The 18,451-nt window shown below is 43.7% G+C and carries 22 protein-coding genes; all 22 read right to left on the minus strand.

Annotated elements, in window-relative coordinates:
* Positions 1-18: 18 nt before the first annotated feature.
* The 22 genes from D8792_RS04465 to recA all read right to left on the minus strand — a co-directional run bounded on the left by D8792_RS04465 (position 19) and on the right by recA (position 18,432).
* Positions 19-717 (minus strand): tyrosine-protein kinase, encoded by a 699-nt coding sequence (locus D8792_RS04465; protein WP_125373059.1) that lies wholly within the window; start codon positions 715-717, stop codon positions 19-21.
* Between the two features lie 8 nt (positions 718-725).
* A complete protein-coding gene (locus D8792_RS04470; protein WP_125373060.1) occupies positions 726-1,421 on the minus strand; it encodes a CspC family polysaccharide chain length determinant protein in 696 nt (231 codons plus the stop codon).
* A gap of 28 nt (positions 1,422-1,449) precedes the next feature.
* Positions 1,450-2,181: a capsular polysaccharide biosynthesis protein Cps4B gene (gene cps4B / locus D8792_RS04475; RefSeq protein WP_125373061.1), complete on the minus strand. Its 732-nt coding sequence runs from the start codon at positions 2,179-2,181 to the stop codon at positions 1,450-1,452.
* A gap of 3 nt (positions 2,182-2,184) precedes the next feature.
* Positions 2,185-3,642: an LCP family glycopolymer transferase CpsA gene (cpsA, locus tag D8792_RS04480; protein ID WP_125373062.1), complete on the minus strand. Its 1,458-nt coding sequence runs from the start codon at positions 3,640-3,642 to the stop codon at positions 2,185-2,187.
* Between the two features lie 332 nt (positions 3,643-3,974).
* Positions 3,975-4,574 (minus strand): anaerobic ribonucleoside-triphosphate reductase activating protein, encoded by a 600-nt coding sequence (nrdG, locus tag D8792_RS04485; RefSeq protein ID WP_185758397.1) that lies wholly within the window; start codon positions 4,572-4,574, stop codon positions 3,975-3,977.
* Positions 4,540-5,085, minus strand: coding sequence for a GNAT family N-acetyltransferase (locus tag D8792_RS04490; RefSeq protein ID WP_125373064.1), 546 nt, complete (start codon positions 5,083-5,085; stop codon positions 4,540-4,542). Before D8792_RS04490 ends, nrdG begins: the two co-directional genes overlap by 35 nt.
* A gap of 9 nt (positions 5,086-5,094) precedes the next feature.
* Positions 5,095-5,601, minus strand: coding sequence for a GNAT family N-acetyltransferase (locus D8792_RS04495; RefSeq protein ID WP_125373065.1), 507 nt, complete (start codon positions 5,599-5,601; stop codon positions 5,095-5,097).
* 9 nt (positions 5,602-5,610) lie between these two features.
* A complete protein-coding gene (locus D8792_RS04500; RefSeq protein ID WP_125373066.1) occupies positions 5,611-6,108 on the minus strand; it encodes a GNAT family N-acetyltransferase in 498 nt (165 codons plus the stop codon).
* Between the two features lie 55 nt (positions 6,109-6,163).
* Positions 6,164-6,301, minus strand: a complete 138-nt coding sequence (locus D8792_RS04505) for a hypothetical protein (protein WP_005592063.1) — start codon at positions 6,299-6,301, stop codon at positions 6,164-6,166.
* Position 6,302: 1 nt separating this feature from the next.
* Positions 6,303-8,498: an anaerobic ribonucleoside-triphosphate reductase gene (gene nrdD / locus D8792_RS04510; RefSeq protein ID WP_125373204.1), complete on the minus strand. Its 2,196-nt coding sequence runs from the start codon at positions 8,496-8,498 to the stop codon at positions 6,303-6,305.
* 121 nt (positions 8,499-8,619) lie between these two features.
* The gene (locus tag D8792_RS04515) at positions 8,620-10,131 is read right to left on the minus strand and encodes a heme transporter CcmD (protein WP_376739437.1); all 1,512 of its coding nucleotides are present in this window, start codon (positions 10,129-10,131) and stop codon (positions 8,620-8,622) included.
* Positions 10,132-10,211: 80 nt separating this feature from the next.
* Positions 10,212-10,358: a hypothetical protein gene (locus tag D8792_RS11415; RefSeq protein ID WP_185758398.1), complete on the minus strand. Its 147-nt coding sequence runs from the start codon at positions 10,356-10,358 to the stop codon at positions 10,212-10,214.
* A gap of 299 nt (positions 10,359-10,657) precedes the next feature.
* Positions 10,658-12,193, minus strand: a complete 1,536-nt coding sequence (gene cls, locus D8792_RS04520) for a cardiolipin synthase (RefSeq protein ID WP_125373068.1) — start codon at positions 12,191-12,193, stop codon at positions 10,658-10,660.
* 181 nt (positions 12,194-12,374) lie between these two features.
* On the minus strand, positions 12,375-12,872 hold the full coding sequence (locus D8792_RS04525) for an SP_0198 family lipoprotein (protein ID WP_125373069.1): 498 nt from the start codon (positions 12,870-12,872) through the stop codon (positions 12,375-12,377).
* Between the two features lie 60 nt (positions 12,873-12,932).
* Entirely contained in the window at positions 12,933-14,165 is a 1,233-nt protein-coding gene (locus D8792_RS04530; protein WP_125373070.1) for a bifunctional folylpolyglutamate synthase/dihydrofolate synthase, read from the minus strand.
* A 173-nt stretch (positions 14,166-14,338) separates the two neighbouring features.
* Positions 14,339-14,650, minus strand: coding sequence for a DUF1292 domain-containing protein (locus D8792_RS04535; RefSeq protein ID WP_048763552.1), 312 nt, complete (start codon positions 14,648-14,650; stop codon positions 14,339-14,341).
* Positions 14,651-14,670: 20 nt separating this feature from the next.
* Positions 14,671-15,090, minus strand: coding sequence for a Holliday junction resolvase RuvX (gene ruvX, locus D8792_RS04540; RefSeq protein WP_005591497.1), 420 nt, complete (start codon positions 15,088-15,090; stop codon positions 14,671-14,673).
* Positions 15,090-15,356 (minus strand): IreB family regulatory phosphoprotein, encoded by a 267-nt coding sequence (locus D8792_RS04545; RefSeq protein WP_005592119.1) that lies wholly within the window; start codon positions 15,354-15,356, stop codon positions 15,090-15,092. The genes ruvX and D8792_RS04545 overlap by 1 nt, the downstream gene beginning before the upstream one ends.
* Before the next feature lie 167 nt (positions 15,357-15,523).
* Positions 15,524-16,081: an SP0191 family lipoprotein gene (locus D8792_RS04550; protein WP_045500214.1), complete on the minus strand. Its 558-nt coding sequence runs from the start codon at positions 16,079-16,081 to the stop codon at positions 15,524-15,526.
* Between the two features lie 43 nt (positions 16,082-16,124).
* Positions 16,125-16,691 carry an SP0191 family lipoprotein gene (locus D8792_RS04555; RefSeq protein WP_125373071.1) on the minus strand — a complete coding sequence of 189 codons (567 nt, stop codon included), beginning with the start codon at positions 16,689-16,691 and terminating at the stop codon, positions 16,125-16,127.
* A 108-nt stretch (positions 16,692-16,799) separates the two neighbouring features.
* Entirely contained in the window at positions 16,800-17,198 is a 399-nt protein-coding gene (gene spx / locus D8792_RS04560; protein WP_005591493.1) for a transcriptional regulator Spx, read from the minus strand.
* A gap of 85 nt (positions 17,199-17,283) precedes the next feature.
* Positions 17,284-18,432: a recombinase RecA gene (gene recA / locus D8792_RS04565; RefSeq protein ID WP_015605951.1), complete on the minus strand. Its 1,149-nt coding sequence runs from the start codon at positions 18,430-18,432 to the stop codon at positions 17,284-17,286.
* Positions 18,433-18,451: the final 19 nt, after the last annotated feature.

Genomic DNA, 18,451 nt, shown 5'->3' on the forward strand with positions numbered 1-18,451 from the left:
TTCTTTCTCGCTTTTCTACTATTCTTTACTCAAATTATCCCCATAGTGTCCATAGGAACCATAGAAACCATATTTATCCGCTTCAACATTGTATTTATTTAAGACTACACCAAGGAACGGTGTAGATGATTGTTCTAACTGCATTTTAGATCTTTGAACCATCTTCCGCTTAACTTCTTTTGGTGCTACAACCAAAAGGCTAGCATCACAGACCCTAGAAATAAGAGTCGCGTCTACTACCATACCAATCGGTGGTGTATCCACAATAATATAATCATAGTGACGGCGTAAAACGTTCATCATCGTTGCAAATCGATCACTCTGAAGAAGTGCAGTCGGGTTAGGGGAGATTTGCCCCGAAGAGACGACGAAAAGATTTGGCTCATCAGTTTCGCACAATCCTTGAGATAGATCTGTAGTCCCAGACAGATATTCTGTCAACCCAGTGACTTTTCCATCACTCTTAAAGACCCCACCTAACATTTTAGAATTACGGATATCTGCATCAACCAAAAGTGTCTTGTGACCCGCCTTAGCAAAGGTCAGAGCGAGATTGGTTGAAGTTGTTGTCTTTCCTTCCCCTGGGAAAGTAGAACTAACAGCAATTACTCTGATATTCTCGCCGCTAAGCTGGATATTGGTTCGAAGAGCATTATAGTACTCCTCTACCCGTGAAATAGAAATCTTTTTCTTTTTTGCTAACTCTAGTATTGGCATTATATCTCCTAACCTACCTTACTCATATCTGGAACGACACCAAGCAAGGTCATTCCTAGGGTTTCTTCGATATCTTCTGGCTTCTTGACACGGTCATCAAGGATCTCAACAATTACGACTAAAATGACCATCAAGACACCACCCGCAAGCACTCCAATAATAGTATTGCGACGGATGTTCGGAGAAGACGGTGTTTTGGGCGTTTCTGCTTCTTCCAGCGTTGTAACATCGGATACCTTGGTAACAGCGATGATTTTCTCAGCAGCAACTTCACGTAAGGTATTGGCAATACGGCTAGCTTCTGCTGGATCCGCATGCGTAACCGTAATTGACACAATCCGAGTATCTGTCGGTACGGTCACAGTTACCTTAGATGCCAAGTCAGATGGCGAACCTGACAGTTTCAATTCTGAAATGACGGATGCCAAGACATCCTGAGATAGGATAATTTCCTTGTAGTCCTTTACCAAATAAGAACCAGCTTGTAAATCTTGGTTGGTCAAGGTAGGATTTTCACCCTGCTGGCGATTGACAACGTAGATACGTGTCGTACTCTTATAAGCAGGCTTAGCAATAAAAACGCTATAACCTAAGGCTAAAATACCTGTCAATAAGGCAGTTAAGATAATTAAAAATTTCCGTTTCCAAATTGTCTTCAACAGAGACAACACATCGATTTCGATCATTTGATTTTCTTGATTCATGTATTTACTTTCTCCAGAGTTTGATTGATTAAATAAACTCGTTACTTAATAAGATTTCTTGGTTTGTCTTAAAGAGTTCTTCCGCACGCGCAGCTCCATATTTTTTCGCGACAATCTGATAGGCCTTTTGCATATAAGGCGGTCTGTCATCGAGATTGTGCATGTCGCTGGCAACGAAATGAACTAAGTCCCGTTCCAGAAAGAACTGAACACGCTTTTTCATAAATTTGTAACGATCACCAAAGAGCTTGGGTTTCAAAACATTTGAACTATTGACCTGCATATAGCAGCCCATATTGATCAATTCGCTGACCCTGTCTTCATCATTTTCCAGACAGTGATAGCGCTCGATATGGGCCACTACCGGAGTCATACCGAGGCGAATGACATTACCCAAGGCGGAATGAATATCCTTGTAGGGTGTATTCATACTAAACTCGATTAAGACATACTTAGTGGCACCTAGACTGGGAAATGTCCCCTCTTCTAGCTTTTTCAAAATATCACTAGTATAGTAAATCTCCGCTCCATATAGCACGGTCAAGTCGTCAGCAACTTGCTTGGCCAAGTCCTGCACTTGCTTGAAGTTTGCTGCAATCTTTTCTTCAGGCGTTTCAAACATACCCTTTCGGCGATGAGAAGTAGAAATAATGGTGCGAACGCCCTGACGATAGCTTTCTTCGAGCAGACGTCGGCTATCCTCTAGTGTCTTAGGACCGTCATCCACATCAAAAATGATATGCGAGTGAATATCAATCATGCTTTACTTCCCTTCCATCACTTCTTGGATCGCTGCTTTGGCTGCTGCCAAGCTATTTTGATCAATTTCCATCATGTAGAGATTGGCTTCTGGCATCGCATGAGAAGGCAGACCTGTGTTTCCAGTTCCGGTCAAGGCCTGAGAAGTCACATTATAATTTCCGCCTGACTCCAACTGAGTATTGATCAGATTCATCATTGTTTCCAAACTCATATCGGTCTGAACAGAATCCTGCAGTCCTGAAAGAATGGCATTGTAATTCTTCAGTGCATCTGTCGAGGTCAGTTTCTTAATGACCGCTGCAATGACCTTTTCTTGGTTCTTACCACGATCATTATCTCCACCATTTAGGGAATAACGCTCACGGACGAAGCCTAGAGCTTGGTCAGAGTTAAGATGGACCTTACCTACAGGGAAATGGTAATTACCGTGCAGGCTGGTAAAGTCTTGGTCGTTCTCAATATCAATCCCACCCAGCAAATCAATCAACTTGAGGAAGGAAGTGAAATTTAGCCGGACATAGTAGTTTAAATCAATGCCGTAGAGATTTTCCAAGGTATGAACTGAAGCGTCCACTCCGTAAATACCTGCGTGAGTCAGCTTATCCGGCTGATTAAGACCGCCGTCCGCAATTGGAACATAGGCATCGCGTGGTGTCGTCGTCAGCAAGACTTTCTTGGTCTTACGATTGACTGTCATGATAATGTTAACATCCGAGCGTGACACAGAAGAAATCGGTCCATAAGTGTCAATACCACTGACATAAATATTGAAGACCTCTGCATTCGGATCTTGCTTGCCAATAGCTGTATCGATCTTCTTGCTTATCTTGTAAGTATAGATTTTTTTAATTTTTGAAGCATAGTCAGGATCTTCGCCACGAATCGTATCTTCAAAGACACTATTCAGAACTATAGCCTTGGCTTCACCAGAAGTCAACGACTTATAGGCAGCGAGATAAGAAGATGCTGTGTCCACTGTCAGTTCCTGTCCTTGTGTCTGACTGATATTTTTCATCAGCGCTTGGACATTGTCTTGATCATTGCCTGATGGTGCTAAGACATTTGTCAACTGCTTGAGGTCCTTAACATCACTATCTGCCGGCACCACGATACTCATCTCATACTCAGAGTAGTTGGAAGTGGAATTAACGCCAGCCGATAAGTCAACCAAGCCCTTTACAGCATACATAGACACAGACCCCACAAGCAGGGCTACTATTAGGATAGCACTAGTGGTTTTGCCTGCCTTACCCTTGAAAATCAGGAATCCTGATAGGACTGCCACTGCTAAGATGAGGGCTGTCACTAAGATATTCACATAGCGAAAAGCTAGAAAATGATAGCGGAAAATTGTGAAAATCAAGAAGGCTGCTAACAAAGTATAAACACCCAAGAGGGTGCTATTAACTATTTTTAATCGATCGCTTTTCTTTTTAGACTTTTTTGCTCTCTGATACATTCACCTTACTACTTTCTGTGCGAAATTACTCTAGTCTATTATAGCATAAAAATATGGCTTTTTTAAGAAATTCTTAAGAATATTACATAATTGTAAAAAAATCCTATTCTTTTGTCAACGACTTCAACTTTGAAATCGAATTCAAGCCAAAACACAGAAAAATAAAGCGATACCAAGGCATTGACACCACCTTATTCTGGTAGATAAGATAGATCTCCGCTCATGAAATTCAGAGAGCGGCTAGCACATAGTAAGGACATTTTAAGAATTGTGGACAAAGTTGGACTAAATGTTCTATTTTTATACTGAAAGTTTTGCTCCAATCTAGACGATTATAACAAGCCATCTCGATCAACTTGCTCATAGGCTTGCAAACCATCATTGAGCTTGTCCCAGATGACTACCTGGCCAGACTGAAGGGACTTCTGCACATCGATGATCCGCTGATTAGAAGAACCGCGGAATTGCAGCATGAGATTCTTCTTTGTGATATCAAAACGGCCATCCACTAGGATATCAATCAGACCCAACAACTCCAGCTTATCCTCCGTTTCCAGCATCATCTCCTCCCAGGTGTAGCCCGTCCAAGACCAGATATCCTTGTCCGGTAGCTCTCTCCGAATCCGCTTAACCAAGGGCAGGAGAATGCCTGTATTGAGAAAAGGCTCGCCGCCTAGGAGGGTCAGCCCCTGCACATAAGGCTCCGCCAAGTCTTTCATAATCTGCTCCTCCAACTCTTGCGTATAAGGAATGCCAGCGTTGAAGGACCAAGTTGCTGCATTATAGCAGCCCTCACAGTGAAACATACAGCCACTGACATAGAGGGAGTTACGGACACCTTCGCCATCCACAAAGTTAAAGGCCTTATAATCAATGATTTGCCCCTTACTCAGCTCCTCACTCTTCCATTCTTGAGGTTTGGGATTGTTCATCGTCATCCTCCAAATCTATCCAGTAGCGCTGACTTCTTTCGATTGTATTTTCGTAAACACCGCCAGCGGAGAGAATCGTGCGTCGGCTAGCTTCGTTGTCTTCATCGCAGGTAATCAGCACTCGTTCTAATCCTTGCTTGCGAGCCTCTGCTAGTCCTAGCTCTAGCTGCAACTTGGCCAAGCCCTTTCTGCGTTGACTGGGCCGGATAGAATAGCCAATATGCCCACCCTCCACAAATAATTTGTCATTTAAGGACAAGCGCAGAGCTAAAAAGCCCAGAGGCAAGCCAGTCTCATCAAAGGATAAAAATTTGATGGCAGGAACCCAGCCTACTGGTAGGTTGGCAGCATCCTCCTGCTGCTCTACAATTCGCAACCAATCCTCATAATCCTTTGCTTGCTTCCAAGCAGAGCCCATGCCACCGTGCATATAGGATTTTGCTGCATCGAACTCAGCAATCATCTCTAAAATTGCGTCTTTATCTTCCAAAGTTGGTCGTCTTAGATCCATGTTCCCTCCTTAATTGACATCAATCCAGTAGCGCTGACTTCTGTCGATCGTATTTTCGTAAATACCGCCAGCAGAGAGAATGGTGCGACGACTGGCTTCGTTGTCTTCATCGCAGGTAATCAGCACTCGTTCTAATCCTTGCTTTCTAGCTTCTGCTAGCCCTAGCTCCAGCTGCAACTTGGCCAAGCCCTTTCTGCGTTGACTGGGCCGGATAGAATAGCCAATGTGACCACCCTCCACAAATAATTTGTCATTTAAGGACAAGCGCAGGGCTAAAAAGCCCAGAGGCAAGCCAGTCTCATCAAAGGATAAAAATTGGATGGCGGGAACCCAACCTGCTGGCAGATTCTCTGTATCCTCCTGCTGCTCTACAATTCGCAACCAATCCTCATAATCCTTTGCTCGCTTCCAAGTTGAGCCCATGCCACCGTGCATATAGGATTTTGCTGCATCGAACTCAGCAATCATTTCTAAAATTGCATCTTTATCTTCCAAAGTTGGTCGTCGTAACTTCATAAACTATCCTCAATCTATATCAATCCAGTAACGCTCTTTACCAGCTCGAATATCCTCTAAAGCTCCGCCATTAGCCAAAATCACTGCTCGACTGGCAGCATTGTCACTATCGCAAGTCACTAAAGCACGTTTGATATTTTTACTTTTGGCTACTTGCAAGCCTTGTCGCAGCTGCTCTTTGGCCAATCCTTTCCCACGCGCAGACGGACGGATACTATAGCCGATATGCCCGCCTTCTTGGAGTAAATGGTCATTGAGCCGCAAGCGCAGATTGAGAAAGCCCACTGCCTGACCATCCGCAGCAAAAGAAACTAGTTGGATGTAAGGCACAAAACCTTGCGGCAAGCCTAGACCTGCCTCAGCTAGCTGAATCGTCTCCAGCCATTCCTCATAGACAAAATCCGCTCCGCCAAAGAAGCCGTCCTGTCGGCTACCAGCTGCTTCAAAGTCAGCCAGCATCTCTAAAATCTTTTCCTTGTCTTCTAGTTTCGGTCGTCTTAGCTCCATAGTGCCTCCTGATACGAAGAGAGTGAGACCGCCTTGCGCCCCACTCTGACTTCTATTATTTCTTGTTTTTTTCTAAAAATTGCTGACGCAGTTTGGCTAATCGCTCTTTTTTGCCATTGCCTCCCCGCGAATGTTTTTCATGGAAACGCTGCACCTGAGCCTTTCCTTTGTCGTCCAATTGATATTTTCCCATCTTAATTTCCTTCGTACTTAATAGTTGAGCCATTCATGTGCTTGACCCGAGCTGATATTTCCTTGTGTCGGCCATTGACCATCGGACGGGCTTGCGGATTCCCTAAGTAACCGCAGGTCCGCTTGACCACGTCGACCGTCTTGGGATCGCTGTTGCCACAGTTTGGACAGGTGAAGCCCCGCTCGGTTGGCGTAAAATCTCCCTCAAAGTTACACTTATAACAACGGTCAATCGGTGTATTGGTTCCCAGATAGCCGACCCGATCATAGGCATAGTCCCAGACAGCTTCCAGAGCCTTGGGATTTTGCTGCAGCACAGGATATTCACAGTAGTGGATAAAGCCGCCTGAGGCTCCTACTTCAGGATAAATCTTCTCAAAGTCCAGTTTCTCAAAAGGTGTTGGATTCTTACGCACATCGTAGTGGAAGGAGTTGGTATAATATTCCTTGTCAGTAATGTCTGGAACGACCCCAAACTTCTCTGTATCCAAGCGACAGAAACGGTCGGTCAGACTTTCAGATGGCGTCGAGTAAACAGAGAAATGATAGTCATACTGATCTGACCACTCTTCCACCCGGCGTTTCATATCTTTGACAATAGCAATCGTAAAGTCCTTGGCTTCAGGATTGGTCTCCCAGTCGCCGCCGTAAAAGACTGCTGCCACTTCATACAGACCGATATAGCCTAGGGAAACCGTGGCACGACGGTGAGTAAAGAGCTGGTCTACCTGATCATACTTACCCAAACGTTGGCCAAAAGCCCCATACTGATAAAGAATCGGCGCATTGGCTGGACTGGCTTCCTTGGTCCGCTCCACTCGGTAGACCAAAGCGTCCTCAGCGATATTCATCCGCTCATTAAAGAGTTCCCAGAATTTATCCAAATCCCCCTCGGACTCAAGCGCAATCCGCGGCAGATTGACAGTAACGACACCTAGATTCATACGGCCGGAGTTGACTTCCTGACCATTTTCATCCTTCCAGCCTTGTAGGAAAGAACGGCAGCCCATCGGTACCTTGAAGGATCCAGTCAAGTCGATAATCTTGTCATAGGAAAGGACATCTGGATACATGCGCTTAGTGGCACACTCCAGAGCTAGTTCTTTAATGTCATAGTTAGGCGTCCCTGGCTCGAGATTAAGCCCACGCTTCAGGGTGAAAATCAGCTTAGGGAAAATTGCTGTGCGGTGCTCGCTTCCCAGTCCCTTGATACGGATATTGAGGATGGCCTTTTGAATTTCCCGCTCAAAACGATTGGTCCCCAGACCAAAGCCCAGCGAGGTAAAAGGAGTTTGACCGTTAGAGGTAAAGAGAGTATTAATCTCATACTCCAGCGACTGCATGGCATCGTAGATGTCCTTCTTGGTCTTCGCCCAGGCGTATTCTTCCTGCTTATCCAGCAAAACCCACTGCTTCGCATCCTTGAGATGCTTTTGATAGTTAAGCTCAGCATAGGGCGCCAAGACTTCGTCAATTCGGTCGGCCGAGCAACCTCCATACTGACTGGAAGCTACATTGGCAATGATCTGCGAGATTTGCGCTGTCGCAGTCTGGATAGACTTGGGACTCTCTACTTCTGCATTGCCAATCTTGAAGCCATTTTTCAGCATGCCGTCAAAGTCAATCAGACAGCAGTTAGTCATCGGTGTATATGGGCTGTAGTCCAAATCATGGTAGTGGATGTCCCCCTTCTGGTGGGCATTGGCCACATGAGGCGGCAGCATCTTAAGCCCAATGGACTTGCCGACAATCCCTGCGGTCAAATCCCGTTGGGTATTGAAAACATCGCTGTCCTTATTGGCATTCTCGTTGACTACCGTGCGGTCTTTGTTGAGAAGCTTGTCAATGGTAAAGTTGATATCAGTCGCTTTTGAGCGCTCAAAATCCCGTTGGGTACGGTAAGTGATGTAGTTCTCCGCAATAGCGTATTCCTTGGCATTTAAAAGTTCATGCTCAACGATGTTCTGAATCTCATAGATTTTGACATACTTAGCGAAGCGACTGCTGATTTCTGCCACAATGCGGTCTGTGATAGCTTCTAGCTTGGCTTCCAGCATCGGATTCAGCGGACCGACTTCCTGAGCTGCCCGCACCATAGCCTTATAGATCTTAGTCACATCAAAAGCTACTCTCCGGCCGTCTCGCTTCTCAACGTAGATGGTAGGCGCTGTATCAAATTTTGCTTCTCTTAAAATCATCACAAACACTTCCTCTTCTCAATTAATCATCTACCAAACATTATATCACTCCAAAACAAAAAATCAATATGTTGTGGCAAAAATGTCATTTTTTTATTTTACACACAACATATTGATTTGATTACTTGATTTGATAAAGCTTGAAGTGATTGAGTTCTAGGTCCACTTCTTCATAATCTTGAGAAATTTTCTTTTTCACATCCGAAAAGAGTTTCACATCTTTATTGACTAAGATAAATTTTGGACTCGCTTCGTTTAAAGCATTACGCAAGAAAATGCGATTTTCCTCCGTTCCTGTATAAAGCGACGGACTCAGTAGAGAAACAGCGGATAAACGTTGCGCTTTTTTATAGAGGCTAGCTGTATTGTCCCAAGCATAAATGCTATCCTTGCTAGTGCTGTTTTCACGGATATGTTGAGCAGCCAGATTTCTCTCTGCTGAAACTCCGTTGGATAGAATATACTCATTTACAAACGGATAAGCTACGAGATAAAGCATCACAAGCAAAGGTAGAAAGAGTTGCTTACCCAAATAACGATTCCAGCTAGAAGTCTGGGTAGGCTTACGGTGGCGTCTTTCATGTCCATCCCTGTCTCCACCTGTATCCAGCCACAAGGCTAGTAACAGTAAAGCAAAAGGCAGAGTTGTCAACAATTGATAAGCGCCCTTCTCTGGCAGGCCTAGAACACCAACAAAGCTAATAGGGAGGCCTAGTAGCCCAATAAAGCGCATGCCACGCGCAGCAGTTGGCTCTTCTTTGAAAGCAAAAGCCGTCATCAGCGCTGTCACAAAACCTAAACCTAGGAAGAGCAAACCATAATAGAGCAAATGATCTAATAAATAGCTGCTATTGAGACGAAAAACCTCTAGAACATAAGTCACTTGGCTAATCGCCACACCAAAGGAACCATTCAAAACTGTATAGTAGCCCAGTGGATAAAAGACTAAAGAAAAACCTAATAGAACTGCTAGCAATTGATAAAAACCACGCGCTTTTCGCTTGTCAGCGATATTGTACAGAAGCAAAAACAGCGTCGTCAATGAGTAAAAGAGCAGACTAAAAGCTGGCTCGATTAGAAAAGCCAGAGCCCCAACCATCCCAAAACGAATAAAAGACTCATCGCGGACACGCCCTTGTAAGTACTTCACGAGATGGTACAGACTCCGAAAGATAAATGGGAAAGCAAAAATAATAGAATAGGTTCCGCCAAATCCCAGTGTCACTACAAACAAATAGAACAGGATTGTAATCTGGCGAGCTAGACCACTTCTAACCGTTATTTGTGAAATTGTCTGGAAGAGATATATTCCTGCCAAGGTCAAAGCCACTACTTGGAAAAGTAAAAACAATAGCTGACCCAAAAATAAATTCCCCAACCAGCTTACCAAATAGTAGAGGAGACCGCTGGTGCCATAAATATTTGCATAGGCAACTTCTCCCTGAGTCAAGGCCCAGCCAGCATATAGATTTTGCGATTGCAAATTGGTGGCTAAGTTGGTTAGTAGAGGATTGATGACACTGGTCAAACTGACCAAGACGCTCCAAAAAAATAGTTGTAAGGAGGGAACTGGCTCGATTATTTTCTCTAATCGCCGTCTCTCACTCGTATTTTGCCAGGTTTCTGCGGACATAGATACTAAAATTTCCACGTTTTCCTGCTGATTTCTTTCATTCATAAAAGTTCTCCTTGATTTCCATACTCTATAGTATATCAAAAAGCACTCTTTCTGTCAGCCTTATCTTGGCTCCCTTTCTTTTTCTGGCCCTTCTTTGCCAAACGCTCCAAATCGCGAAATCTCAGGTAAATTGGCCATTTTTCTGGACAAGGAAGCCGATAAATTATTTTTGCCATTTCCATCTTTAATCCTCCCTTGATTCTCTGCTCCCAATTTACTATTCGTAAAATAAAGGCGAGCGTCGTCAGAAAGTGTCATTTATAGCTTCTCCAGCGAATCCTCTCAGCAAAAAACAGAAAAAAGAGGCTGGAACAAAAGTCCTAGCCTCTCAATTGTCTTTGGATTGTCAAGCAAGACGCAGGGGTTGAGTGGGCTGCTCTACTAGGCTGATTTCATCAGCTTTTACAGCCCTACTCAACTGTGCAGGGGTGGGACGACGAAATCGAATTCTAACCAATTACCAATTTCTGTCCCACTCTCCTTAAAGTAGCGGAGCAAATAATTGCATGATTTCCTTCAGTAAACGCTGGTACCAGCTATTCTGAAGGGTTTCAAGGGAGATTTCTTTGGAAACGTCAAACAAGCCTTCAAAATCCTGCTTAATGTCCGCAATCGTTTCTGTCTGATACATAAGGACGGCATTTTCATAATGATGCACCAGACTACGGTAGTCAAAATTAATGGTTCCGACCACGGCTAACTCATCATCCGAAATAACGTTCTTACTGTGGATGAAACCAGGAGTGTACTCATAAATCTTAACACCAGCCTCCAACAAATCTGGATAGGCACCACGAGTGACTATCTGAATCAGCTTTTTATCAGGAATAAATGGCGTTACAATGCGAACATCCACCCCTCTCATGGCTGCGTTTTTGATATCCTCTGTCAAATCATAGTCAATAATCAAATAAGGAGTCGTAATATAAACGTAATCGATGGCTTGATTGATAATATTCTGGTAGACAGCCTTACCCACCTGTTCCTTATAAATCGGCTTGGGGCCACTACCATACGGAATATAAAGCCCTTTGCCTTCCACTCGCTGGCTATCAAAATGATAACGATCAAAGTCCGTAATTTCCCCACGATTGATGTACCAATTCATCAAGAAAAGACGTGTCAAAGCCTTCACTGCACTACCTTCCAGACGGACACCTCCATCTTTCCAATGCCCGAAACGCACGATATGGTTGATATACTCGTCTGCCAGATTAATTCCGCCTGTGTAGCCGACTTGTCCATCCACCACCAAAATCTTGCGGTGATCACGATTGTTATAGGCCACCGTCATCCGCGGAATCACTTTATTAAACTTATGGGCATCAATTCCCATTTTGCGCAGCCTTTTCGTATAATCTCCTGGTAGAGTCGCCATACAGCCAATGTCATCGTAGAGCAACTTGACCTCAACCCCTTGCTGGACTTTATCTACCAAAATCTCAAGGATACGATTCCACATCACACCTGGATCAATGATATAAAATTCCAGAAAAATGAATTTCTTGGCTGAGCGCAAATCATCCAGCATGGCCTCAAACATCTCTTCACCAAGGGAGAAATACTGCGAAGCCGTGCCATCGTAGACATCTGCATTGTGATCCATACTCAGCAAGGACTTGACAATGCCAAAGGCTGATTTGTTTTCCTGCTTGAGTTCGACTCGCAGGTCATAGCTGTTGTCCTCTCGAAACTTCATTGAGTCCATTTTTTCCAGCTGCTGAATTTCTTTTTTGGAAAGGCGCCGCTCACCAATCATCAGATAAAGCAAGAAGCCAAAAACGGGCACAACTGCAAACAAGAGCCAAGTCACCTTGCTTTCGGGAGGCATATTCCGATTGACAATCGCCAAGATAGTCCCAATATATAAAGAAACAATGACAAGGGCTGACAACCAGTTAGGCACCAACTGATTAAAATAGAAAAAGGCCGCAAAAACAAGAAATAATTCCAGTAACATGATAATGATGCTGAATCCATACTTGGACATCAGCAAACGAAACTTGCCTAGATTCATCCTAATCCTCCCTCGTCTCATATTTCATCTAGTATAACAATAATTAGCAGCAATTTCAAAACTTTTTCAAAGAAAATAGTCTCTAGTCCAAGATTAAAGAAAGCCCTAGCACTCCATTATCCAAACACACAAAAAGCTGGAGCATCTGTCCAGCCTTTTGTAGGATATTCCTTTTTGAAAATTATTGCTTGGTGAAGACGATTGTGTCGTCATCATCGTTTTCCTGCGATAAATCTTCCAGAGTCAATTGTTTTCCCTCTACTCGATAACGCTTAACGTCATCTCCAACGATCATGGTTTGATTAGTTGGATCAACTTGCACCTGTTCAATTTCCTGTTCACCGTCGCGTTCGACCTTGGTCAGTGTTCCTTTATTTCCAGAAACTTCTAGGGTTAAGGCATCGCCTTCATGAGTCGCCTTATAGGTCCCATCTAAGTCACTAGCAGCTGTTTGACTGGAAGTAGAAGCCTCTGAACTACTAGTATTTGTGCTATTGTTTGTATTGCTACTTGCCTTGCTATTTGATGACACTGTCTCAGATGACTGAGAAGCAGAGGAACTCGCTTGAGATTGAGCTGCCTGATTAGAGGGATTTTGACCAGAATTGCCACAAGCTACCAATACAAAAGCGGTCATAGCCGTAAGGGCTGAAAGAACTAATTTTTTTGAAACTTTCATTTTGTTTCTCCTTTCTTTGTTCCACTTCTATTTTACCAAACAGGGCTTTCTATGGTCAACTTATACACTCTGGAAGTAAGCTCGAACCTCTGCAATAAAATAAAGTGAGCCCGTTACAAAAAGAACTTGGTCGGCCGTCTGCTTTTGTTTGAAATTCTCGATAAAGGCTCTGTAATCCGCCACATAGTCAAAGTCCGCAGCTTCTGCCTGCCCCACAGATTCCCCGTAGTCAAAGCTGGTCACCGTCACCTGAACCTCCGGCAGAGCCTCCTGCAAATAGGCCAGCATACCGCTGTAATCCTTGCGCTTCAAAGCTCCAAACAGCAGGCTGCATGTCTTGCCCTTCTGCCCCTTGATAAACTCGACCAAACGCGCCAGAGCTGGCAAATTATGGGCACCGTCCAGATAGATATTCGGGCTAATTTCCTCTAGCCGCCCCGCCCAATGGGTCTTCTGCAAAGATGAAGGAAGCAGAGAAAAATCAATTTCCCAGCCCATTTGCTTCATAAAAAGCAGAAAAGCCTGCAAAGCCAGCGCTGCATTTTCTTCTTGGTAACTACCTTGTAATCCCAAGACCAAATGCGATAAAAGAAGGTCTATATTCTTAAAAGAACGATCCGAAAACCAAAAATCTCGCCCGTATTCATACAAATCCAAGTCCAAACTTGCTGCCCGCTGTTCACAGACCCGACGAGCCTCCTCCGGCAAGGGACCGATGACTGCGGAACAACCTTTTTTGAATATGCCAGCCTTCTGCTCTGCAATCGCTGTGAGGGTCTGCCCCAGCGTCTCCTGATGATCCAAGCCCACCGATGTCACCACTGCAACTTGCCCATCCAAGACATTGGTCGTGTCCAAGAGTCCGCCAATTCCCACTTCGATGAGAGCCAGATCAACCTGCTCCTCTCTGAAATAAAGAAAGGCTAGCAAGGTCAAGATTTCAAAATAGGATAGCTGGTCGTGCGTCTGAACCAATTCTCTCTCCATCTCCTGAATCTGCCGCCCCAAGCGAACAAAATCAGCATCCGAAATCGGCAGGCCATTGATACAAATACGGTCATGAACGCTGATCATATGCGGCGATGTAAAGCTGGCTACCTTTTTCCCCTGATCGGCAAATAGATTCCGCATAAAAGCAATGGTAGAGCCCTTGCCGTTCGTTCCCGTTACATGAATGACGGGGTAAGCCCCTTCAGGATTCCCCAGCAAGTCTACAGCTCTCTGCATCCGTTCCAGACCTGAACGAAAGTTCAGGCCAATGCGACCGTTCAACCATTTTTCAATTTCATTCATCACTTTTCCTACATAAAAAGAGAAGCGAAGCAGACTTCAAAGGTGAATCGCCACTCGCTTCTCGCTTTTCTATTCTTTGTAAAGAAACTAGCTATGTCCGATCTGAGATAAGTTCTCCAACTGGCTGATTTTCTAGTTTCTAGGTTCGGGCTAAAAAGGTCCCCCGGACCTTTTTACTCCTCCATAAAGCTGTTGAAGACTTCTTCAATCATATCCCACTCTGCATCAGAGTCTTCTGGGATTGGCTCCAATTCGCCTTCTGTTCCGTCTTCATTTTCTGTAAATGAGTAAGCTTGGATTTCAACTTCGCCGTTCTCATCTTCTTCAGCATTGACCGGTACCAAGAGTACATAATTTTTTCCAAACTCTTCTTTGCCATCAATGGTCAAAAGAATTTCAAACAAATTCTCGTTTCCTTGCTCATCTACCAAGGTAATCAACTCAGGTTTTTCCTGTTCGTGGTCATGGTTATGATCGTGTGCCATAATAATTTCCTCAATTCTTTCTAAAAGTTTCTATCTAGATAATTCTGTAAAATCAGCTGAGCCGCCAATTTATCAATCACTTTTTTGCGCTTGCTGCGGCTGACATCTGCCTGTTCAATCAGCATGCGCTCAGCAGCCACTGTCGTCAGACGCTCGTCCTGATACTCGACCGGAATTTGGAAAAGCTGGGCAATCTTCTCGCCATAAGCCTTACTCGCTTCCACTCGTGGACCGCTGGTATTGTTCATATTTTTAGGGAGGCCAAGCACAAACTTGTCCACCTTATATTGCTCGACAAGCTCCGTCAAACGCTCAAAACCGAACTGCTCTTTCTCTTCATCAATCTGAATGATTTCAAGTCCCTGAGCGGTGAAGCCAAGTGGATCGCTAATCGCAACGCCCACTGTTTTCGAGCCAACATCTAGTCCCATAATTCTCATCAGAGGTCAATACCTTGCCCTTTCAGATAATAACGCACCAGTTCTTCTACGATTTCATCGCGTTCGTATTTACGAATCTGATTTCGAGCATTATTATAACGAGGCACATAAGCAGGATCTCCACTCAGCACGTAACCTACGATTTGATTGATTGGATTATAGCCCTTATCATTGAGTGACTTGTAGACATCGGTCAAAGTCTCGCTAATTTCTTTTTTGTTTGAATCATCAAGATTAAAACGTACAGTTTCGTCTGTAAATCCCACAATTACACCCTCTTTCTCTAAGAATACCATCATTATAGCATAATTACAGCAGTTTCACAAACTTAATCCATGTAAATTTTCTACTTTTTCGACATTTTTTCAACTATTTACCGCTCCTTCCCATCAAAAAACTAGCCTTTTTCAAAGACTAGTTTTCATCAAAAATATTAGGACGGATTGCTAATTTCCTTGCCCCCTTCATCTTGGAAGGACTTGATAAATTCTTCTGGAGTCTGAGACTTCATTTGGCTAAAGATTGGCCCATAGGTCGGTACTTTAGAAGCCGCATCATAATCAAGATTTGTCGGATCGATAATAAAATCAATATCAACAGTGCCTTTTTCGGTTACTTTAACATTCACTTGAATACCTTTTACTTGTTCAAGTTTATCCACTCCTGAACTTTGCTTGAAGCTCTTGCTCACCTCTTCTTGCAGAGAGGACAAGTCTTGACCAGCTAAGGCAGACTTAGCTTCCTCTGGCAAATTTTGTGAAATAGCAATATTCACCTTTTCATACTTCTTGCCCGCGTAGGTAACTGTCAAGGTCATCGTTTGATCAAGGCCTTGTACCTTTTGATTTAACTGGTAAGACTTGGTAACCGATTTATCTTTTGCCTTGCTTTGGACAGACTGGTTGCTACCTGCTTTTCCACTATGTGATTGCTGTCCACAAGCTGTCAACACCGCCAAACTAGCCATTAAAAGTACTACTGATTTTTTCATTTCTTTCTCCTTTTTGGTTTTCTATGATTGACAAGAAGCTTCCTTACTGTTGCTCCTCAGCCCCGTTTATCAATAAATTATTGATATATTCTTCAGGTGGCATCTTTGTCATTTCTTTTAGATTGCTATTTTTAAAATAATTTAAAGTGAGTGCCTTTTCAATATCCAAATTGTCAAAATCGTAGGTTGAAGTGATTTTTAGTTCGTTTTCATTGAGAATCTGAACGGTTCCGGTGAAACCAGCAACCGTTTTTGCTTGAGTATAGTCCGTATCCTTTTGCATTGATTCATCCAAAAGTCGCTGAGTCTCCTCCAGCCCCACTTCTTTAATCGCATTTTTGATACTATCATCCGTTGGAGTAATTCTCTCCATAATCACCTTGATAAAACGTTTCCCTTGATAAGTGATAATTTGGCTAGATTGAATTCCTTGCTCATCTTTCGGGAAAACTAGTTTCTTGGTGATAACTTCCTGCTTTTCAGCCTGACTGATAATGGGAAGATTAGTTGTAATTTCCTCTTTTTTCCCCTTTGGCTTGTCCGCTTTCTTATGAGCGCAGCCAGTCAATATTACAGCTGCTAAGCCAAAAATTAGTAAAAATTTCTTCACGTTCCGTCCTCCTCAGAGATATTGTATCATAGTTTAACCGCTTGTCAATCATTTTTAGGTAATGATACAGAAAAAAGGCAGCCTAAAAGGCGCCTTTCCTTATCTAAATTATAGAGCTGCTCGTAAGCGAGCCTCTGTATTCTCAACATTGCGCACTGCACGAGGCAAGAAGGCACGGATATCGTCTTCCTTGTAACCAACTTGGAGACGCTTGTCATCCACCAAAATCGGACTTTTCAGAATCCGCGGTGTTTCCATGATGATGTCAATGACTTCGTTTACACTCAAATCTTCAATATCAACACCGAGTCCTTTTGCATAACGGTTTTTTGAAGATACAATGCTGGCAATGCCATTTTCAGTTTTTGCTAAAATATCAAGAATTTCTTCTTTGGTAATTCCTTCCTTACCAAGGTTTTGCTCCTTGTAAGTCAATTGATGGGCGTTTAGCCAGGTCTTTGCTTTTTTGCAGCTAGTACAACTTGAAACCGTATAAATTGTGATCATGCAAGTACTCCTTTCGCTACACGATACTACTATCGTAGTATATTATACCACAAAAACCATCGGTCTTGCGACCTATTTTGAAAAATTATTCCTCAATGTCAAAGGCATCGTCTAGATCAAGAGTCACTTCTTCCAACTTTTCAATAGGAGCCTCAGCCTTACCCTTGGCAGTTTCTGCTGCCTCATCATCTTCAATCAAGCCGTATCGTACACGGACTTGACGGTCGATTTCGTCAAAGACTTCTGGATGATCAGCCAAGTATTTCTTAGCATTCTCAGAACCCTGACCAATTTTTTCATCGTTGTAGGAGTACCAAGCACCCGCTTTTTTGATGATATCCAAGTCAGTTGCAATCTTAATCAGCTCGCCCGTCTTAGAAATACCTTCTCCGTACATGATTTCCACAAAGGCTTCCTTGAATGGTGGAGCCACCTTGTTTTTAACGACCTTGATTTTGGTTTCCTTACCGACATTGGTGTCCTTCGCATCGCCTGTACCCTTGATTTGAGTATTGCCACGGACATCCAAACGAACAGAAGCATAGAACTTCAAAGCACGTCCACCTGGTGTTGTTTCAGGATTTCCAAACATAACACCAACTTTTTCACGTAGCTGGTTAATGAAGATGGCAATCGTCTTGGTTTTGTTAATAGAAGCAGACAGTTTGCGCATGGCTTGGCTCATCATCCGAGCCTGCAAACCAACGTGGCTGTCACCGATATCTCCATCGATTTCTGCACGAGGTACTAGGGCCGCAACTGAGTCGATAACGACCAAATCAACTGCACCAGAGTCAATCAATTTTCCTGCAATTTCAAGACCTTGCTCGCCAGAGTCAGGCTGAGACAGCAGCAACTCATCAATGTTTACACCCAGAGCTGCAGCGTAGGACGGATCCAAAGCGTGCTCCGCATCGATAAAGGCTGCGATACCACCTTCTTTTTGGGCTTGAGCCACTGCGTGAAGAGCAACGGTTGTCTTACCAGAAGACTCTGGGCCGTAAATCTCAATAATCCGTCCCTTAGGATAGCCACCCGCACCGAGGGCGATGTCCAAAGCCAGAGAGCCTGAACTCATGACTTGAACTTTTTGCTCAGCTCGCTCGCCCAGACGCATAATAGCTCCCTTACCGAAGTCTTTTTCAATGTTTTTTAGGGCGTTGTCTAAAGCTTTTTGGCGTTCATCTCCAAATTTCTTTGTAATTTCATCCAAATTTTTCTGTTTTTTTGCCATTTATTTCTCCTGTTTTTTT

It is taken from the genome of Streptococcus cristatus (assembly GCF_003943505.1).
GTDB lineage: Bacteria > Bacillota > Bacilli > Lactobacillales > Streptococcaceae > Streptococcus > Streptococcus cristatus_E.

Coding starts and splice junctions, on each gene's coding strand:
- D8792_RS04505 (WP_005592063.1), bottom strand. CDS start 6,301: ATGGGAAAATATCAATTGGACGACAAAGGAAAGGCTCAGGTGCAGCGT.
- nrdG (WP_185758397.1), bottom strand. CDS start 4,574: ATGAACAATCCCAAACCTCAAGAATGGAAGAGTGAGGAGCTGAGTAAG.
- D8792_RS04530 (WP_125373070.1), bottom strand. CDS start 14,165: ATGAATGAAATTGAAAAATGGTTGAACGGTCGCATTGGCCTGAACTTT.
- ruvX (WP_005591497.1), bottom strand. CDS start 15,090: ATGAGAATTATGGGACTAGATGTTGGCTCGAAAACAGTGGGCGTTGCG.
- recA (WP_015605951.1), bottom strand. CDS start 18,432: ATGGCAAAAAAACAGAAAAATTTGGATGAAATTACAAAGAAATTTGGA.
- D8792_RS04465 (WP_125373059.1), bottom strand. CDS start 717: ATGCCAATACTAGAGTTAGCAAAAAAGAAAAAGATTTCTATTTCACGG.
- D8792_RS04525 (WP_125373069.1), bottom strand. CDS start 12,872: ATGAAAGTTTCAAAAAAATTAGTTCTTTCAGCCCTTACGGCTATGACC.
- cps4B (WP_125373061.1), bottom strand. CDS start 2,181: ATGATTGATATTCACTCGCATATCATTTTTGATGTGGATGACGGTCCT.
- spx (WP_005591493.1), bottom strand. CDS start 17,198: ATGATCACAATTTATACGGTTTCAAGTTGTACTAGCTGCAAAAAAGCA.
- cls (WP_125373068.1), bottom strand. CDS start 12,193: ATGAATCTAGGCAAGTTTCGTTTGCTGATGTCCAAGTATGGATTCAGC.
- D8792_RS04490 (WP_125373064.1), bottom strand. CDS start 5,085: ATGGATCTAAGACGACCAACTTTGGAAGATAAAGACGCAATTTTAGAG.
- D8792_RS04495 (WP_125373065.1), bottom strand. CDS start 5,601: ATGAAGTTACGACGACCAACTTTGGAAGATAAAGATGCAATTTTAGAA.
- D8792_RS04550 (WP_045500214.1), bottom strand. CDS start 16,081: ATGAAAAAATCAGTAGTACTTTTAATGGCTAGTTTGGCGGTGTTGACA.
- D8792_RS11415 (WP_185758398.1), bottom strand. CDS start 10,358: ATGGAAATGGCAAAAATAATTTATCGGCTTCCTTGTCCAGAAAAATGG.
- D8792_RS04535 (WP_048763552.1), bottom strand. CDS start 14,650: ATGGCACACGATCATAACCATGACCACGAACAGGAAAAACCTGAGTTG.
- D8792_RS04515 (WP_376739437.1), bottom strand. CDS start 10,131: ATGTCCGCAGAAACCTGGCAAAATACGAGTGAGAGACGGCGATTAGAG.
- D8792_RS04470 (WP_125373060.1), bottom strand. CDS start 1,421: ATGAATCAAGAAAATCAAATGATCGAAATCGATGTGTTGTCTCTGTTG.
- cpsA (WP_125373062.1), bottom strand. CDS start 3,642: ATGTATCAGAGAGCAAAAAAGTCTAAAAAGAAAAGCGATCGATTAAAA.
- nrdD (WP_125373204.1), bottom strand. CDS start 8,498: ATGATTTTAAGAGAAGCAAAATTTGATACAGCGCCTACCATCTACGTT.
- D8792_RS04500 (WP_125373066.1), bottom strand. CDS start 6,108: ATGGAGCTAAGACGACCGAAACTAGAAGACAAGGAAAAGATTTTAGAG.